Source organism: Armatimonadota bacterium, from assembly GCA_025059775.1.
GTDB lineage: Bacteria > Sysuimicrobiota > Sysuimicrobiia > Sysuimicrobiales > Sysuimicrobiaceae > Sysuimicrobium.
In genome coordinates this window covers 17,055-32,408 of sequence record JANXCW010000019.1, presented here as the reverse complement: position 1 = coordinate 32,408, position 15,354 = coordinate 17,055, and the positions used below count along the sequence as shown (strand labels likewise).

At 67.5% G+C, this 15,354-nt stretch carries 23 protein-coding genes; 2 read left to right on the top strand and 21 right to left on the bottom strand.

Annotation, left to right across the window (positions count from 1 at the left end):
- The 6 genes from N0A24_11220 to N0A24_11195 form a co-directional block, all read right to left on the bottom strand.
- On the bottom strand, positions 1 to 546 hold a 546-nt coding region (locus N0A24_11220), incomplete at its 3' end, for a multicopper oxidase domain-containing protein (protein ID MCS7173918.1).
- 12 nt (positions 547 to 558) lie between these two features.
- Positions 559 to 909, bottom strand: a complete 351-nt coding sequence (locus N0A24_11215) for a cupredoxin domain-containing protein (GenBank protein MCS7173917.1) — start codon at positions 907 to 909, stop codon at positions 559 to 561.
- A gap of 136 nt (positions 910 to 1,045) precedes the next feature.
- Entirely contained in the window at positions 1,046 to 2,059 is a 1,014-nt protein-coding gene (locus tag N0A24_11210) for a copper resistance protein CopC (protein ID MCS7173916.1), read from the bottom strand.
- Positions 2,056 to 2,844, bottom strand: coding sequence for a vitamin K epoxide reductase family protein (locus N0A24_11205; protein MCS7173915.1), 789 nt, complete (start codon positions 2,842 to 2,844; stop codon positions 2,056 to 2,058). The genes N0A24_11210 and N0A24_11205 overlap by 4 nt, the downstream gene beginning before the upstream one ends.
- A complete protein-coding gene (locus N0A24_11200) occupies positions 2,841 to 3,284 on the bottom strand; it encodes a copper chaperone PCu(A)C (GenBank protein ID MCS7173914.1) in 444 nt (147 codons plus the stop codon). Before N0A24_11200 ends, N0A24_11205 begins: the two co-directional genes overlap by 4 nt.
- Entirely contained in the window at positions 3,281 to 3,892 is a 612-nt protein-coding gene (locus N0A24_11195) for an SCO family protein (protein MCS7173913.1), read from the bottom strand. The genes N0A24_11200 and N0A24_11195 overlap by 4 nt, the downstream gene beginning before the upstream one ends.
- A gap of 234 nt (positions 3,893 to 4,126) precedes the next feature.
- On the opposite strand from N0A24_11195, the gene N0A24_11190 reads away from it, so the two are divergent.
- Positions 4,127 to 4,252, top strand: a complete 126-nt coding sequence (locus N0A24_11190) for a hypothetical protein (protein MCS7173912.1) — start codon at positions 4,127 to 4,129, stop codon at positions 4,250 to 4,252.
- Between the two features lie 95 nt (positions 4,253 to 4,347).
- On the opposite strand, the gene N0A24_11185 is transcribed toward N0A24_11190, so the two are convergent.
- The 6 genes from N0A24_11185 to N0A24_11160 form a co-directional block, all read right to left on the bottom strand.
- Positions 4,348 to 5,052 carry an ABC transporter ATP-binding protein gene (locus tag N0A24_11185; protein ID MCS7173911.1) on the bottom strand — a complete coding sequence of 235 codons (705 nt, stop codon included), beginning with the start codon at positions 5,050 to 5,052 and terminating at the stop codon, positions 4,348 to 4,350.
- Complete coding sequence (locus N0A24_11180) at positions 5,052 to 5,822, bottom strand: ABC transporter ATP-binding protein (protein MCS7173910.1); 771 nt, start codon at positions 5,820 to 5,822, stop codon at positions 5,052 to 5,054. Before N0A24_11180 ends, N0A24_11185 begins: the two co-directional genes overlap by 1 nt.
- The gene (locus N0A24_11175; GenBank protein ID MCS7173909.1) at positions 5,786 to 6,769 is read right to left on the bottom strand and encodes a branched-chain amino acid ABC transporter permease; all 984 of its coding nucleotides are present in this window, start codon (positions 6,767 to 6,769) and stop codon (positions 5,786 to 5,788) included. The genes N0A24_11180 and N0A24_11175 overlap by 37 nt, the downstream gene beginning before the upstream one ends.
- Positions 6,736 to 7,608: a branched-chain amino acid ABC transporter permease gene (locus tag N0A24_11170; protein ID MCS7173908.1), complete on the bottom strand. Its 873-nt coding sequence runs from the start codon at positions 7,606 to 7,608 to the stop codon at positions 6,736 to 6,738. The genes N0A24_11175 and N0A24_11170 overlap by 34 nt, the downstream gene beginning before the upstream one ends.
- Before the next feature lie 109 nt (positions 7,609 to 7,717).
- Positions 7,718 to 8,947 carry an amino acid ABC transporter substrate-binding protein gene (locus N0A24_11165; GenBank protein MCS7173907.1) on the bottom strand — a complete coding sequence of 410 codons (1,230 nt, stop codon included), beginning with the start codon at positions 8,945 to 8,947 and terminating at the stop codon, positions 7,718 to 7,720.
- Positions 8,948 to 9,064: 117 nt separating this feature from the next.
- Entirely contained in the window at positions 9,065 to 10,120 is a 1,056-nt protein-coding gene (locus N0A24_11160) for a zinc-dependent alcohol dehydrogenase family protein (protein ID MCS7173906.1), read from the bottom strand.
- A gap of 240 nt (positions 10,121 to 10,360) precedes the next feature.
- Here N0A24_11160 and N0A24_11155 point away from each other — a divergent pair, with 240 nt between their 5' ends.
- Positions 10,361 to 11,137, top strand: a complete 777-nt coding sequence (locus tag N0A24_11155; protein MCS7173905.1) for a BsuPI-related putative proteinase inhibitor — start codon at positions 10,361 to 10,363, stop codon at positions 11,135 to 11,137.
- On the opposite strand, the gene N0A24_11150 is transcribed toward N0A24_11155, so the two are convergent.
- The 9 genes from N0A24_11150 to rpsP form a co-directional block, all read right to left on the bottom strand.
- Complete coding sequence (locus N0A24_11150; GenBank protein MCS7173904.1) at positions 11,134 to 11,496, bottom strand: YraN family protein; 363 nt, start codon at positions 11,494 to 11,496, stop codon at positions 11,134 to 11,136. The two genes, N0A24_11155 and N0A24_11150, sit on opposite strands and share 4 nt — an antisense overlap.
- A 42-nt stretch (positions 11,497 to 11,538) precedes the next feature.
- On the bottom strand, positions 11,539 to 12,120 hold the full coding sequence (locus tag N0A24_11145) for a ribonuclease HII (protein MCS7173903.1): 582 nt from the start codon (positions 12,118 to 12,120) through the stop codon (positions 11,539 to 11,541).
- 17 nt (positions 12,121 to 12,137) lie between these two features.
- Positions 12,138 to 12,641 carry a signal peptidase I gene (gene lepB, locus N0A24_11140; protein MCS7173902.1) on the bottom strand — a complete coding sequence of 168 codons (504 nt, stop codon included), beginning with the start codon at positions 12,639 to 12,641 and terminating at the stop codon, positions 12,138 to 12,140.
- Positions 12,642 to 12,782: 141 nt separating this feature from the next.
- A complete protein-coding gene (rplS, locus tag N0A24_11135; protein ID MCS7173901.1) occupies positions 12,783 to 13,124 on the bottom strand; it encodes a 50S ribosomal protein L19 in 342 nt (113 codons plus the stop codon).
- A gap of 25 nt (positions 13,125 to 13,149) precedes the next feature.
- Positions 13,150 to 13,893: a tRNA (guanosine(37)-N1)-methyltransferase TrmD gene (gene trmD, locus N0A24_11130; GenBank protein MCS7173900.1), complete on the bottom strand. Its 744-nt coding sequence runs from the start codon at positions 13,891 to 13,893 to the stop codon at positions 13,150 to 13,152.
- 2 nt (positions 13,894 to 13,895) lie between these two features.
- Positions 13,896 to 14,396 carry a ribosome maturation factor RimM gene (gene rimM / locus N0A24_11125; protein ID MCS7173899.1) on the bottom strand — a complete coding sequence of 167 codons (501 nt, stop codon included), beginning with the start codon at positions 14,394 to 14,396 and terminating at the stop codon, positions 13,896 to 13,898.
- A 4-nt stretch (positions 14,397 to 14,400) separates the two neighbouring features.
- Positions 14,401 to 14,805: a YlqD family protein gene (locus N0A24_11120; protein ID MCS7173898.1), complete on the bottom strand. Its 405-nt coding sequence runs from the start codon at positions 14,803 to 14,805 to the stop codon at positions 14,401 to 14,403.
- Positions 14,802 to 15,032 (bottom strand): KH domain-containing protein, encoded by a 231-nt coding sequence (locus tag N0A24_11115; protein ID MCS7173897.1) that lies wholly within the window; start codon positions 15,030 to 15,032, stop codon positions 14,802 to 14,804. Before N0A24_11115 ends, N0A24_11120 begins: the two co-directional genes overlap by 4 nt.
- A gap of 38 nt (positions 15,033 to 15,070) precedes the next feature.
- Positions 15,071 to 15,349 carry a 30S ribosomal protein S16 gene (gene rpsP, locus N0A24_11110; GenBank protein ID MCS7173896.1) on the bottom strand — a complete coding sequence of 93 codons (279 nt, stop codon included), beginning with the start codon at positions 15,347 to 15,349 and terminating at the stop codon, positions 15,071 to 15,073.
- Positions 15,350 to 15,354: the final 5 nt, after the last annotated feature.

Sequence of the window (15,354 nt, the reverse complement as noted above, 5' to 3'; positions counted from 1 at the left end):
CGCGAAGTCCTTCCCGCTGGCGTACACCTCATGCTGGACGATGTACACCCGCACGTCCGGGGGCCGGCCGAGCTCCTCCTCCAGCCGGTACTTGGTGCGCTTGGGCTCCACGACCACCATCCCGAACATCCCGCCCATGGTGTGGGCCAGGATCCCGTGGCCGCCCGGGGCGCAGTGGTACATGTAGACGCCGGGAAAGTCTGCCCGGAATCGAAGGGTACGGGACTGCCCGGCCGGGATGTTGCCCACCACGAGACTCGTCTGGGTGTTGGCCGCGTGGATTGACAGCCCATGGGTGATGGTGTCTGGGTTGCGCACCGTGAGCTCGACGGTGTCTCCCTCCTCCACCACCAGGAGGGGTCCCGGCACGCGGCCGTTCCACGTGAACGCCCGCCACACCACACCCTCGTCTACCACGAGGGCCTTGCGGGTGGCCACCAGCTCGAACTTCTTCGTGGCTGCCTGCACGGGGTGAGCCCCCGTGAGGAGTCCTGCCGCCAGAGCCGCAACGGCGAAAACCAGCAGCGTCCGATCAAGGGACCGCATGGCCTCACCTCCTCACTGAACCATCAGGGTCCCTACCATGCCCGCCTCCTTGTGGCCGGGCACACTGCAGTAGATGAGGTAGCGGCCCTTGGACTTCGGGGTAAAGGTCACCTCCCCGCTCTTCCCGGGCTTTAAGGCCTCCGTCTTCACGTTGAGCTTCTCGATCACGATGTCATGTTCAATGACGCCCTTATTTTCCAGCACGAGCTTCACGGGCTGTCCGACCTTCACCTTGATCTCCTTGGGCTCGAAGGCGAACTCCTTGGCGATCACCTTGATGGACGCGGGGGCCGTTCCCGCAATCCCCCCCAGGGTGAGCGCCAGAATGAGCCCCCCCGTCCCCAGAAACACCGCCGTGCGCATCCCGCATCACCTCCCCTTTGGTCTTCGGACCCAAAAATTCAGCCCGGCCACCCGCCTCCTCGCGAGCGCCAGGCTGTGGACACAACGGATCCGTTCTGTCCGGCTCGTATTGTAAACGAAGTTTGAAGGCAGTCGGCTATCGGGCTCGGACCCGATCTTTGGACTCGGGTCTGCGCCCGATGCGGAGGAGCACCGTGAGGGCTCCTCCTATGGCCCAGGCTCCCAGGAACTCCCAGGGGGAGTCGGCCAGACGCAGGGCTGAGGCGGCGAGGAGCAGGGCTCCGAGCACGGGGGTGGACCAGCCGGGCTCCGGGAGGCGAACCCCCGTCGCACCCACCACCGCCAAGGCCACAAGCCCCCCCACCGCATACACCGCCACCATGAGGAAGAGGACCACCGCGTGCGCGGAGCCCAGAAACTCCAGAGGACCGCCGGCCAGGGCCACCAGGGCTGCTACGAACCCGATTCCTACTGCGGCCGCGGCCCGCAAGAGGGAAGCAAGACCCCGACGGGGCAGCAGCCACGCCGCAGCCACAGGGGCCGAGAGCAGCATCCCCCAGCCTGCCTCAGTTCCACCCACAAGCGGCCATAGGAGCCCTGCCCGCCACAGGGAGGCGAGGGAGGTTCCGAGGAGGCCGGTGGAGACCCAAACCCACTCCGCGGCCGCGGCCGCCACCGCCGCCACTGCCAGTACCGGAGTGCCCCACGCCGTGGCAAGCACCGCGCTTCCGGCTCCCGCCCATCGGACGATCCGCACTCCCCACGAAAGCTCGGGAGCGGGAACGGGCTCCTTTACGCCGAACAGGAAAAACCCCGTGCTCACGTGGCCGCCCACCAGCGTGGCGGCCCGATAGACCACCAGGTACACCCCGGGCGCAAGCGGCCGTAGGCTCACCTCCACCCGACGCCCGTCCGCGGAGATCCGCACCGGGCCTTCAACCCTCCGGCCGTCCCGGGAGGCTACCAGAAAGGCGCTCAACTGGGGATCCACGGGCTCGCTCATCCACAGGATCACCCGATCCGGAGGGACCTCGTAGGAGGCTCCGGATGCGGGGAAGGAACTCAGGCATCGCACCTGAGCCCAGGCGGACTCTGCCGCGAGCCCGATCCCGAAGGCCAGCCAGAGGAGGGAGAAAACCACCCTTCTCACGGCGGCGGATACCCCGATCGCCTCGCCAGTTCCTCCAGGGTGAGGACCCCCTCGTACCGGCGGCCCTGGATGACCCAGGTAGGGTAGGCACGCACCCCCGCGGTCTCACACGCCCGGGGATTTCCCTCCGGCGAGCGGGGATCGCACTCCACGTAGGGGAGGTAACGGGCCGCGGTTCCGAACAGGCGCTTCTGCTCCGCGCAGTGCGGGCACCAGTAAGCTCCGTAGAACACAGCTCCCGTGCGGGCCAGGTGCTTGGCGAGTCCCTCCGCGTATGTACCGGCCGCCCTCTGCCGCTCGGAGACCGCGTAGCCGCCCAGCACGAAGGCCAGCACCGCCACCGCCGCCACCGCCGGTTGCGGCCAGCGCAGCCCCTGCTGGCCGTACCACCAGCTCAGGCCGAAGAGGGCGAAGGACAGGAGGGCGGACAGCACGCACAGAGGGCAGAAAGTCTGCAACACGAAGCGCTGCACGCCTAGAAACACCACAGAGGCCGCGGACCCCGCGGCGGAGACGAGGCGCGCGAGCTGCCACCGAAGCGCGGGATCTGTGCCCCATCCCGAGAGCACCAGGAGGGTCCCGTAGTACACCAGCCCGTAGACAGGAAGCGGCACACCGAAGAGGTATGCGTAGGGGCTGCTCTGCACCACCTGGCAGCCGCCACCGGCGGGGCAGAGCGGTAGCTCCACTCCGCCGGTGGCGAACCACAGGTACCCGCTCAGCAAAAACCCCGCCGCGGCCAGCAGCGCCAGGGGCCAGCTGGGGGGACGGCTCTTGACGTTCACCGGTGTTCCCCCCCGGCCGACTGCTCGCGCACCACCACTTCCGCGATGATCCGGCCCGCCCGCTCGAACCGCAGGATCAGCGGGAACCGGTCACCCACCCGCAAGTCGGTGTTCAGCCGGATGAGCATCACGTGCAATCCTCCCGGTCGCAATGCCACCTGGCCGTTGGCGGGGACCTCGATGGACCCTACCCTCTGCATCCGGTGCATGCCGCCTTCCGTGCGGGTCTCGTGCAGCTCCACCGCCTCCGCCACATCGGTGCCTGCGGCTACCAGGCGGTCCGGGTGCGGCTGGTGGTTGCGGATCTCCAGATAGACCGCGCTGTTGCCTCCACGATTTCCAGGGCGCGCCCACGGGTTCTTGATCTCCACCGGCGTCTGCTGGGCCTGTGCCAGACCCACGGCCAGCCCGAGAGCTACGAGAACCGCCACCGTCCTCATCGTTCAACACCTCCTCGTCGGGTCTGTCCCGCTTCCCCCAGGAGCAACCGGAGGTCGTGGACGTAGTCGTCCACGGAGGTTCCGAAGTTGAACCGCAGCCGCCACCGCCCCAGTACGTCCACCACGGGCACGAAGGCGGTGTGCCCTACCAGATACCCCACGGCGCTTCCAGGTTGAGGCACTTTCTCGTACAAAACCCCGAAGGCCCGGTAAAAGGGTCGAAGGGACTCCTCGGTGCCCACCAGCCCGAGGAAGTCCGGGCTAAACAGGCCCAGGTACTCCGCCACCTTCCGGGCAGTGTCCCGCTCGGGATCCACGGTCACGAACACCCACCGGATCCTCCGGGCATCCTCCCCCAGCTTCTCCTGCGCCCGCTTCCACTTAGCCAGCGTGCCCGGGCAGACGTCCGGGCAGTGGGTGTACCCGAAGAAGTACACCACCACGTACCCCCGTTGTTCCGCGGTGCGGAACACCCTGCCCCGGTGGTCGCGGGCCACGAGGTCCGGCACGGGTCGGGGCGGATCCACCACCTCTGCCCGGAACCGCGGCGGGCCCTGACACGCCGCCACCGCCAGGCACGCTACCAACGGCACCACACCGCGCGCCATCCAATCCCCTCCCGAAAACGGACTGCTCCGGGCGATTCAGCTGCTCCTGGGAGGTGGGTCGGGCGGGCTCCGGAATGTCTCGTAGACCGCCAGGAAATTCCGGTTCCTGTGGGATCGGGAAGATGCAGGGACCGGAATCTTCGGAGAGGCCACCGCGGTCCCGACACCGCCCAGGAGATGGAGCACCGCGCCAGGAGCAGGTTCAAAGGCGCGGAGGCTCACCACCATAGGTTCATGCGCGTGGGAAGCCGGGAGGTGCGGACCGTGGAGATGGTGGTGGAGGGCCTGGTGTCGGGTTCCGGGATCCCCACCAAGGACCACGTGGGCGTGGTAGGGGTCGTGGCCATGGGGGTCCCATAGGGGCGGGAGCACCAACAGGCTCACCACGAGTACCCAGAGGCTCCGTCCCCACATACTCCGGGGACAGTGTAGCACGGGAAGGAGAGAGCTCCGAGCTATAGGCCGAGGTAGGCGGTTCGGATCAGCTCGCTATCCAGAAGTTCCTCCCGGGTTCCCTCCAGGACGATCCGCCCGTTCTCCATGACGTATGCCCGGTCCGCGGTCTCCAGGGCCTGCTGGACGCTCTGCTCCACCAACAGCACAGTCACGCCGCTTGCCCGCAGCTGCCGCACCAGCTGAAACACCTCGGCCACCACCCGAGGCGCGAGTCCCCAGGAGACCTCATCCAGGATGAGCAGCCGCGGGCGCGCCATGAGGGCACGGGCGATGGCCGTCATCTGTCGCTCTCCTCCGCTGAGGCTACGCACCAGTTGCCGCCGGCGATCCTTCAGCACGGGGAACAGCTGGAACACCCACTCCAGGCGATCCCGCCGGGCCTTCCACGCGGCAGGGGAAAACGCCCCCAGCTCCAGGTTCTCCAGCACCGTCATGTCCGGGAACAGACCACCCCCCTGCGGCACATACGCGATTCCCATCTCCGCGATCCGGTGCGGTTCCCGTCCCGTAATGGGCTCCCCCCGGAATGCGATCCGGCCCGCCGTGGGACGGAGGTGTCCCGTGATGGCATTCAGGAGGGTTGTCTTTCCCGCGCCGTTGGGGCCGAGGACGGCCACCACCTCTCCCTCGTCCACCCGAACGGACACCTCCCACACCACCTGTACCTTCCCGTACCCCGCGCACACGCGCTCCACGTCCAGCATCACGCACGCGCCCCGCTTCCAAGATAGACCTCCACGACCTCGGGGTGGCGCACCACCTCCTCCGGTCGTCCTTCCGCGATCTTCCGCCCCTGGTGCAGGACCAGGACCCGGTCACACGCCCGCATTACCGCCCGGAGCACGTGCTCGATGAGGACCACGGTCATGCCCTGCCCCTGCAACCGGCGGAGGAGGCTCACAGCCTCCTCCACCTCCCGGGCGGTGAGGCCTGCCATGAGCTCGTCCAGCAGGAGCACCCGGGGCTTTCCCGCGAGGGCCCTCGCCAGCTCCACCCGTTTCTGGTAGACGATCTGGAGATCCCCGGCAACCGCTCCTGCCAGGTCCTTCAATCCTACCATCTCTAGGGCCCACCACGCGTGACGTTCCGCTTCAGCCCGTGTCCGCCCCGACTCCGGGCCGAACCACGCACCCGCCAGCACGTTCTCGAACACCGTCATCCCGCGGAAGACCCGAACGGTCTGGAAGGTCCGGGCGATCCCCCGCCGGTAGATCTCATCGGGCCCGAGCCCCAGCAGGGGCCGCCCCTGAAACCACAGGCGTCCGTGGTCCGCGCGCACCGTCCCGGTCACCACGTTAAACAGGGTGGTCTTCCCGGCCCCGTTCGGGCCGATGATCCCCACCACCTCTCCCTCCTCCACCGCGAAGGAAACCCCCGCCAGGGCCACCAGACCCCCGAACCGCTTGACGAGGTTTTGTCCCTCCAGGAAGGCCATGGTCACCTCGGGGACCCGGTCCGATCCTGTCGGCTCCACGCCAGGACCTGCTCCCACCACCGTCCCGCGAGCACCGTGACCCCTCCGGGGCTGTACAGCATGACCGCCACCATCACGAGGCCGAACAGCAACATGTAGTGATAGGGCAGGCGGGTGATCAGGAAGTCCTCCAGCGCCACGAAGAGGAGGGCTCCCAGGGCCGCCCCGTACGGACGCCGGCTCCCGCTGAACACCGCGATGAGCACGGGGATGAAGGAGAGCTGCAGGTTGAAGGCGATGCGGGGGTCCACGTACGTCCAGCGGGTGGCCATGATGGCCCCGGCACACCCCATGAAGACCGCGCTCAAGCAGAAGCCCGCCACCTTGACCCATGTGGTGGGGATCCCGATGTGCGCCGCAGCCTCCTCGTCCTCTCCGATGCACCGCAGGGCCATTCCCAGCTTCGACCGCTGAACCAGCTCCCAGGTGGCAAACAGCAGCGCCACCAGCGCCAGCATGGCGTAGTAGATGGTCTCCTGCCCCACGGGCAGCACGATGCGTCCCACCCGACCGAAGAAGTGCGCCTCCCCCCACCGGGTGGCGGAGGTGGCCAGCTCCACCGCCCCCAACGTGAACATGCTGAAGTACGCCCCCCGCAACCGCAGGGTGACCACGCCCATGCCCGCCGCCACCGCGGCGCTGAGCAGGCCCCCCAGCAGGGCGGCCACCCAGAATCCCAGGGCGGTGCGCCACAGGACCGCGGCGTATACCCCGATCCCGAAGAACACCGCGGAGGCCAGGGAGACGTAGCCCGTGGAGCCCGCGAACAGGATCCAGCTCACCGTCAGCACCACATACATGCCCAGATTGCCCAGGAACACCAGGGTGTAGGCAGGCAGGTACAGGGGAGCACCCACCAGTCCCACCGCCAGGAGGGCCAGCCCTGCTCTCCGGAGGGCCAGGCCGCTCCGTACTAAGCTGCCAGCAAGCCCCTTGGTCTCCACCATAGCAGGACCACGAAGAAGAGGTAGTAGGCCACCACCGCGAGCCCCGGCTGCCAGTAGGTGACCGCGGTTCCCACCACCCCCAGCAGGATCCCTCCGAGCAGGCTGCCGGGGATGTTCCCCAGCCCTCCCAGCACCACCACGATGATGGCGATCACCGTGTACTCGAAGCCCATGACGGGATGGATGCTGTAGGTGATGCTGATGAGGGAACCCGCCGCGCCCGCGGCCCCTGTGCCCAGGGCAAAGCAGATGCCCAGGACATTCTGCACGTCCACGCCCACGCTGGCCGCTCCGGACCGATCCTGGGCCGCGGCTCGGATGGCTTTTCCGGTTCGCGTCCATTTCAACAGGGCGTAGAAGAGTCCTCCAAGCCCCACGGAGACCCCGAAGATAAGGATCCGGTTCACCGGAAGCACCAGTTCCCCCAACCGCACCGCGCCGGGCAGGTACGAATAGCTGCGTACGTCCGCCCCCCATGTCAGGATGATGAGGTTCTGAATCGCGAAGAGGATCCCGAAGGAGGTAAGCATGCATGCGGCTTCGAAGGCCTCCAGGGACCGCACGTGCCGCTGGAGTCGTGCGAAGATCAACCGATACAGGATCCACCCCAGGCCGAAGCTCAGCAACAGGGAGGTCACCAACCCCACGAAGGGGCTCATCCCCGCGGCGACGTACAGCCACCATGTGAGGAAGGCGCCGAGTGTGGTGAACTCCCCGTGGGCCACGTTCAGCACCCGGGCCACGCCGTACTGGAGGTTCAGCCCCAGGGACACGAGGCCGTAGATCCCGCCCAGCATGATCCCGCCGAAGACGATATCAAGAACCCGATTCAGATCCATGTCCCGCGCTCAAGGGAGCTCTCTTCACAGGAAGGGCGGGGCCGGCATCGGCTCGAGGCCGGCCCCGCCCTCCGAGACGTCCTGAAAACCGCCGCGATACCGGTGGCGCTTAGCGCTTCTTCGGCCACGCCGGCTTCAGAATGGGTTTGGCCGTCCGGTTCCTGCCCGGATCCACCACCTCGAAGATTCCCTTCTGCCACTGCCCGATCTGCCCCAGGTGCCCTCGGAACTGCCGATCCCGATCGTACTTGAAGGGCCCGACCACAGTGTTGAAGGTCCGCGTGGCCAGAACCTCCCGGATCCGGGGGTTGTCGAGGGTTCCCGCGGCCTCAATGGCCTGCTGCAGGTGCTCCAGGGAAGCGTAGTAGTACAGCTGGCCCCACCAGTCCGGCGGCTCCGTGTTGAAGTGCTTCTTGTACAACTCGACGAAGCGGCGGGCACCCGGACCGCTTTTCGGGCTCCACGCACCGCTCCCCATCATCCCTTCCGCCACGTCCACGCCAAAGGCATTCCGGAAGGCACTGAGGTTCACGCCTACGGAGATGTACATGGCCTTGAAGTTCGCATCCAGCTCCATGGCCTGACGGACCATCAGGAACCCCTGATCGGGGTACGCGAACGCTACAAAGGCATCCGCCTTTGCCGCAGTGGCTTCCTTCAGCAGCGGGGTGGCGTCCTTGATGTCCATGGGGAAGCTCTTCACGAAGGCCACCTGCAATCCCGCCTTCCGGAACTCCGGGAGGGCCACGTCCTTATACTCCACCCCGTGCAGATCCTCGTGGTGGACGACGGCCACCGTGCGAAGCCCGAGCTCCTTCAAAACGGCGGCCAGAACCGGCATCTGGCTGCGGGAGTAGTTCAGGACCTGGAAGAAGTAGGGCAGGTTCGGCATGATCTCTTCCAGCTTGGCCGCTCCCCCGGGACCTCCGATGAGGACCTTCCGGTACTTATTCGCGATGGGGGCTGCCGCGTATAGGAATCCCGTGCTGATGGGCGGGAAGACGATGTCCACCCGGTCCTCCAGGATCAGCTTCTCCAGAAGCCGGGTGGCGGTCCCCAGGTCGGACTTGTCGTCGTACTTGATGAACCGGATGGGAAGACGCCGGCCGAACTCCGAGACCTGGATCCCTCCCCGAGCGTTCACCTCCTTCACCCACATGTCGTACACGGGCCCGATGGTGGCGTTGGTGATAGGAGCGAGTGGCCCGGAGAGCGCGAAGGCAACGCCCACGAGAATGGCTTCCTTCCGAGGAGCCGTCCATCCCGACGCGACCCCCAGGGCAAGGCATCCCGCGATAGCCAGAACTAGACCAGTCCACCACAGTTTCCGAGATCGCATTCCGACCACCCCCTCTAGATTTCTTCTGATTCCCCAAGAATCCACAGCGACGCTCGTTTTCCTTCGCGAACCGTCTCCCACCTCCTCTCCGAAGCCTTGTGCTTGTTGCTTTTGCCCTTACTGGAACCGCGTGATCACCGTGAACCCCAGGGTGCGGAACTCCGTCATGGCCTGCAGGACCTCGTTCACCTCCTCCAGGGAAACCGTCCGCCCCACCAGGCTTCTCGGATTCAGCTTGCCCTGCTCCACGAGGCCTAGCAGGCCCGCGTACTGGGGGTGGGGGTTCCCCACGCTCCCGTAGAACTCCAGCTCCATCCCCACCATCATGTCCGTGGGGAGGGACACCACCCCTTGTTCAGCCTGCGTGGTGAGCCCCACCTGCACGTGGCGACCTCCCTTGCGCAGGCTGAAGATGGAATTCTGGATGGTCTCCCGGATCCCCAGGGCGTCCACGGAGAGGTGTGCCCCCCCGCCCGTGATCTGTTTGACCGCCTCCGGCACGTTCTCCTTGCGAGCATTCACGGTGGCAACCGCGCCCTCCTGGCGGGCCCGCGCCAGCTTCTCCTCGTCCACGTCCACGGCCACCACCCGGGCGCCTGCGGCATTCGCGATCTGCACCGCGCTCAGCCCCACTCCCCCAACCCCGTGCACCACTACCCACTCCCCCGCCTGCACCCGACCCCGGTGCAGCACCGCGTGGTAGGCGGTCATGTACCGGCATCCCAGGGCGGCCGCGGCCACGAAGTCCACCGCGTCCGGTAGCCGGATGAGATTGAAGTCCGCGTTGGGGATGCGGACATACTGGGCATAGCCTCCGTCGAAGGAAAATCCTACCATCTGCAGGTTGTCGCAGAGGTTCGGCCGTCCGCTGAGGCAATAGGGGCAGTACGAGCAGCCGAGGTGGAAGGGAACCGTCACCCGTTCCCCCACCTTCGTCCGCCGCACCTCCGAGCCGACCTCCACCACCTCTCCCGCCAGCTCATGCCCCAGCGTGAGGGGGAGTTGAGGTCGGAAGCCGATCCACGTCCAATCTCCCATCCACGCGTGCCAGTCGCTGCGGCAGATCCCGCACGCCTCCACCCGGAGCACGGCGTCCTGCGGTCCGGGACGCGGATCCGCAACCTCCTGGACCACCAGCGGCTTACGATGCTCCACCATCTGCGCCGCCCTCATCCGGAATCCCTCCCCGCAAAGTCCGGCTTTGAAAACGGGCTCTCCCTCAATCCGGGGGAGGAGTATTCGAGGATCCCGTTTCCCTTTCCTTCCCGACAGGCAAAAAGGGAATCCGAGAAAACCTGAAAAGCGTATTGTCTAGACAGCGCATGGAGACCTGAGGTCAACCTCGGGGATTGCCTGAGAACATCCGGGGGGATTCTCTCGTACCACCCGGTGAGAGCGAACCGGGAGGGCCGTATGCGGGCCTTTCTCATCCTGTCCATGGCGGTGCTGGCCACCGTGGGTCCTGCTCACGTGGTGCGGATGGGGGACGTAGAGGTGGGGGTTTCGACGGATCGGGCACGGTACGTGCCGGGGGAGCCCGTCCAGATGGTGCTCCAGGTACGCAACCGCGGGTTCCGGGCGATGACCTTTACGTTCGGTACCAGTCAGCGATACGACTTCCGGGTCCTCCGGCTGGACGGGACCACGATCTGGCAGTGGTCCCACGACAGAATGTTCGCCCAGGTGGTGGGGAGCTTGGTGCTCCAACCCGGCTCGGAGATCCGTTTTGAGGAAACGTGGACGCAGGTAGACAACGCAGGGCAGCCCGTGCCTCCGGGCCGGTACGTGGTGGAAGCCATCTTTCCCCCGCGCACCTTCCCCAGAGGAGCACCTCCGGTGCTGCTTCCCCGGGTCACCATCGAGATCCTTCCCCCCGACCTCCGGGGCGGGGCGACCGTCCCAGGTCCAGGCGAACCCTTCCGGAAGGTGTTCGTGCCGGGCATGATCCGCGTACGGTTCTTCCCGTGGGCGACGGCAGAGCAGATCGAGCGGCTGCTGCGGGATCTGGGTCTCCGAGTGGCCTCGGTGGAAGCGGACGGCCGAACCTACGTGCTGCGGGCTCCGCGGCCGCATCAGATCGCGGAGAAGGTAGCGGCCCTGAACCGGGCGGCCATCGTGGAGTGGGCGGTGCCCCACTACGTACTCGTACCCCGGCGGGAGGTTCCCGACCGGGGCCCGCACCGGCGCTAGAACCGGAAGGCGTCCTGCAGGACTTCCACCCGTACGGGACGTCCCTCCGGATCGAGGTGCACCGCCACCACATCGAACCGGCAGGGGCGGTTCACAAACCCCTTCCGCTGCAGGTAGGCGAGGGCGAGCCGACCGAGCTGCTTTTGCTTGCGCGGGGTGACCGCCTCAAACGGATGCCCATGTGCTGTCCCCGACCGGGCCTTCACCTCCACGAACACCACGACCCCCGCCTGCTCGCACACCAGGTCCAGCTCCCCGAAGGGGAACCGGACGTTGCGGTCGAGGAGGCGGTACCCCTTGCGCCGCAGAAGGTCTGCCGCCGCCTCTTCTGCCCCCGCGCCGATCCGTCTCCGGTTCATCCCGGCAATTCAACGTGGCAAGCCGGCTCAACTGCGCGCGCCTCAGCCCCTGAGGGGACGGAAGGAGCGGCGGTGGGCGGGGCAGGGACCCAGGCGCGCGAGGGCCTGGAGGTGTTCCGGGGTGGGGTATCCCTTGTGCCGGGCGAACCCGTAGCCGGGGTAGCGGGCATCCAGCTCCCGCATCAGGCGATCCCGTTCCACCTTAGCCAGGATGCTGGCCGCGGCGATGAGGGCCACGCGGGCATCCCCGTCCACCACGGGCCGCTGAGGGAGTTCCAGCGGAATACGCCAGGGTCCATCCACGAGCACGAGGTGCGGGTGCTGGGGGAGGGCGGCCACCGCTCGGAGTTGTGCCAGGCGGGAGGCGACCCGGATGTTCAGGGCATCAATCTCCTCCACCGTGGCCATGCCCAGGGCCCAGGCCACCGCTTCCTGCCGGATGCGTGCGGCCAGGGCCTCCCGCTGAGCTTCGGAAAGCCGCTTGCTGTCCTGGAGTCCCGGAATCCGGAGGGGCCGGTCCCCCAGCACCACGGCGGCCACCACGGGGCCCGCCAGGGGGCCGCAGCCCGCCTCGTCCACGCCCGCGAGGAGTCGGTATCCCCGGCGGCGCAGATCCCGCTCCAGCCGGCCGAGGTCCCGAGTCAGCGCACGAGGCCCACGCGGTGCGGCGGCCAGTAGATCACCAGGGCCCGGCCCACCACGTTCCGCACGGGCACGAGGCCGAAGAACCGGCTGTCCTCGCTGTTGCACCGGTTGTCCCCCAGCACGAAGAGGTGCCCTTCGGTTACCGTCTTAGGACCGTAGCTCTGGGCGCAGCCCTGGTCCCCGTTCGCGGGGGTGAGTTCAGGGTGGGGCTTCCCGTTGACGTACACCACCCCCTGTCGCAGCTCCACTCGGTCGCCCGGCACTCCCACCACCCGTTTCACGAAGTCCTTCCCGGGATTGAGGGGGTAGCGGAAGACGATCACGTCCCCCCGCTGGATGGGGGCGATGCGGTAGTAGAACTTCGCCACCAGAATGCGGTCGCCGATCTGGAGGGTGGGCTCCATGGAGCCCGAGGGGATGAAGAAGGCCTGGGCCACGAAGGTGATGATGAAGAAGGCGAGGACCACCGCGAACAGGGCCGCATCGAGGGTCTCGAGGATCGCGTGGCGCACCTTCTGCGGGAAGAAGACGAGATCCCGGAGGGCATGCCGCAACACCACCAGGGCCGCGGCCACGAGAAGGATCAGAACCGGGATGCTCATCTCGTTGCGGATCAGGGCCAACTGCACGGCCGCTCCGCGCTACCGCTTCTCCTTGATGCGGGTTGCCTTGCCCACCTTCTCCCGCAGATAGTACAGCTTGGCCCGCCGTACCTGCCCGCGGCGCACCACCTCGATGCGCACAATGTTGGGGGAGTGCAGGGGGAAGATCCGCTCCACGCCCACCCCGTGGGAGATCCGACGCACCGTGAAGGTCTCCCGCACCCCCCCGCCCCGACGGGCGATCACCACTCCCTCGAACACCTGGACCCGTTCTCGCCCGCCCTCCCGCACCCGGGTGTGCACGCGCACGGTGTCGCCCGGCGCGAACTCCGGGATCTCGGGCTTCCGGTGAGGCTGCTCTACCAGCTGCATCTTGTCCATGGCTACGGCCTCCACGTGCTTTCGATTATACCCGGATCCCCAACTCCTCCTCGATCTCCCGCAACAGCACCTGGTCCTCGGGCGTGAGCGCCGCGGTGCGCAGCAGGTCGGGCCGCCGCAACAGGGTGCGCCGCAGGGCTTCCTTCCGCCGCCACCGGGCGATGGCCGCGTGGTTGCCCCTCAGGAGTACCTCCGGCACCCGCATTCCCCGGAACTCCGCGGGCCGGGTGTAGTGGGGATGGTCCAGGAGCCCCGTGGTGAAGGATTCCTCCCGCACGGATCCCTCGTCCCCCACCACTCCCGGGACCAGCCGGGCGGTGGCGTCCACGATGACCATGGCCGCGAGCTCCCCGCCCGTGAGCACGTAGTCCCCGATGGACACCTCCTCTGCCGGCAGTCCCACCACCACCCGCTCGTCCACGCCCTCGTACCGGCCGCACAGGATCACCAGGTGCCCCTCCTGACTCAGCTCCTGGGCCATCCGCTGGTCGAAGCGTCGGCCCTGGGGGGAGGTGAAGAGGATGCGGCCCCGATCCCCCGCGTCCCGCTCGATGGCCTCCACCGCGGCGAAGAAGGGTTCTGGCTTCATCACCATCCCCGGCCCGCCCCCATAAGGGTAGTCGTCCACGGTGCGGTGCCGGTCCGTGGCGAAGTCCCGCAGGTTCCACACCCTGATCTGCACCACTCCCCGCTCCTGGGCCCGTCCCAGGACGCCCACCCGGAGGGGCAGGAAGATCTCGGGGAAGATGGTCACGATGTCCACCCGCATCCTCAGTCCACCAGCCCGGGCAGAAGTCGCACCACCATGCACCGCTCTTCCAGGTTTACCTCCTGGACGACGTCCTCGATGGCAGGGAGGAGGATCTCCCGGTCCCCCGCCACCACGTACACATCATTGGCCCCCGTACGGAGCACCTCCCGCACCCGGCCCAGCACCTTCCCCTCCGGAGTCCGCACCTCCAGGCCCAGGATGTCCGCCACGTAGTACGTGCCCTCCGGAAGGGGGGGTGCTTCCTCCTGGGGGATACGCAGCTCCCGGCCCCGAAGAGCCTCCGCAGCCTCCCGACCCTCCACCCCCCGAAGTCTCACCAGGAAGAACCGGCCGTGCGGCCGGACGGATTCCACCTCGTAGGGTACCTCGCCCTCCGGACCCGCTACAAAGACCCGCCGCAGGGTCTGGAACCGGTCCGGGAAGTCCGTGTCGGGCAGGACCCGAACCTCCCCCCGGAGGCCGTGGGGGCGTGTGATGGTGCCGATGCGCAGCTTCCGCATCCCGTCACAGGCGGATCTCCATCACGATGCCGTCCTTCACCAGGATCTCCGCCCGGCTCAGCTTCCTGAAGAGGTTGTCGCCCACCCGGACTTCCACTTGGGCGTCCACGGTGGCTTGCGGGAACTCGGTGTTGAGCTCCAGCCGCTCCGCCTCCCGCAGCCGCTCCAGGAGCTCCGCCCGCAGGGCCTCCTGACGGGACCGCTCCACCTCCAGCTGCTGCCGCACCGCCCGGTTCTGGGGGGTGATCTGCCGTTCCAGCTCCAGGCGGCGGATCTGGGAGTCGACGCGGGCGATGAGATCCTCCACCCCCCGCAGGGCCTCCTGCAGATCCCGCTTGTAGTTCTCCTTGAAGGTCTCCGTGACGATGGCCTTCACCACCACGGGTCGGATCAGGGTAATGGAGTTCATGGCCGCTTCTCCTCCGCGATCTCCACCTGTACGGTTCCTGCTCCTCGGGCGGCCACCCGGGCCAAGGTCCGCAGAGCCTGGATCACCCGTCCCTGGCGCCCGATGACCTTTCCCCGATCCTCGGGGGCCACGTGCACCCGCAGCACGGGCCCCTCCGCCTCCTCCACCCGGACGGCCTCCGGGTGATCCACCAGCCCCCGCACCACGTACTCCACAAGCCCCCGCACATCCCCTCCGGAGGGTGTCGTGCGTGTCGTTGCCATGGCTAGCTTGCCTTGCGGCGCCTCTGCTCCTGCCACAGGCGCCAGACCCCGGCCTTCTCCAGCAGCACCCGGGCCGCGTCCGAGGGCTGGGCACCCTTGGAGAGCCACTCCAGGGCCTTCTCCGCGTTCACGTGGATGGTGCTGGGCTCCGTGCGGGGGTTGTAGTAGCCGATGGCCTCGATGTACCTGCCGTTGCGGGGCGCGCGGCTGTCCGTCACCACCAGACGGAAGAACGGCTCGTGCCGCTTGCCCATGCGCATGAGACGGATCTTCACCGCCACCTTCT

Excerpts from the sequence above, each read along its gene's own strand:
- N0A24_11215 (MCS7173917.1), bottom strand. The coding sequence starts at position 909 with ATGCGCACGGCGGTGTTTCTGGGGACGGGGGGGCTCATTCTGGCGCTC.
- N0A24_11200 (MCS7173914.1), bottom strand. The coding sequence starts at position 3,284 with ATGAGGACGGTGGCGGTTCTCGTAGCTCTCGGGCTGGCCGTGGGTCTG.
- N0A24_11195 (MCS7173913.1), bottom strand. The coding sequence starts at position 3,892 with ATGGCGCGCGGTGTGGTGCCGTTGGTAGCGTGCCTGGCGGTGGCGGCG.
- N0A24_11190 (MCS7173912.1), top strand. The coding sequence starts at position 4,127 with ATGCGCGTGGGAAGCCGGGAGGTGCGGACCGTGGAGATGGTGGTGGAG.
- N0A24_11185 (MCS7173911.1), bottom strand. The coding sequence starts at position 5,052 with ATGCTGGACGTGGAGCGCGTGTGCGCGGGGTACGGGAAGGTACAGGTG.
- N0A24_11175 (MCS7173909.1), bottom strand. The coding sequence starts at position 6,769 with ATGGTGGAGACCAAGGGGCTTGCTGGCAGCTTAGTACGGAGCGGCCTG.
- N0A24_11170 (MCS7173908.1), bottom strand. The coding sequence starts at position 7,608 with ATGGATCTGAATCGGGTTCTTGATATCGTCTTCGGCGGGATCATGCTG.
- N0A24_11165 (MCS7173907.1), bottom strand. The coding sequence starts at position 8,947 with ATGCGATCTCGGAAACTGTGGTGGACTGGTCTAGTTCTGGCTATCGCG.
- N0A24_11160 (MCS7173906.1), bottom strand. The coding sequence starts at position 10,120 with ATGAGGGCGGCGCAGATGGTGGAGCATCGTAAGCCGCTGGTGGTCCAG.
- N0A24_11155 (MCS7173905.1), top strand. The coding sequence starts at position 10,361 with ATGCGGGCCTTTCTCATCCTGTCCATGGCGGTGCTGGCCACCGTGGGT.
- N0A24_11150 (MCS7173904.1), bottom strand. The coding sequence starts at position 11,496 with ATGAACCGGAGACGGATCGGCGCGGGGGCAGAAGAGGCGGCGGCAGAC.
- rplS (MCS7173901.1), bottom strand. The coding sequence starts at position 13,124 with ATGGACAAGATGCAGCTGGTAGAGCAGCCTCACCGGAAGCCCGAGATC.
- trmD (MCS7173900.1), bottom strand. The coding sequence starts at position 13,893 with ATGCGGGTGGACATCGTGACCATCTTCCCCGAGATCTTCCTGCCCCTC.
- rimM (MCS7173899.1), bottom strand. The coding sequence starts at position 14,396 with ATGCGGAAGCTGCGCATCGGCACCATCACACGCCCCCACGGCCTCCGG.
- N0A24_11120 (MCS7173898.1), bottom strand. The coding sequence starts at position 14,805 with ATGAACTCCATTACCCTGATCCGACCCGTGGTGGTGAAGGCCATCGTC.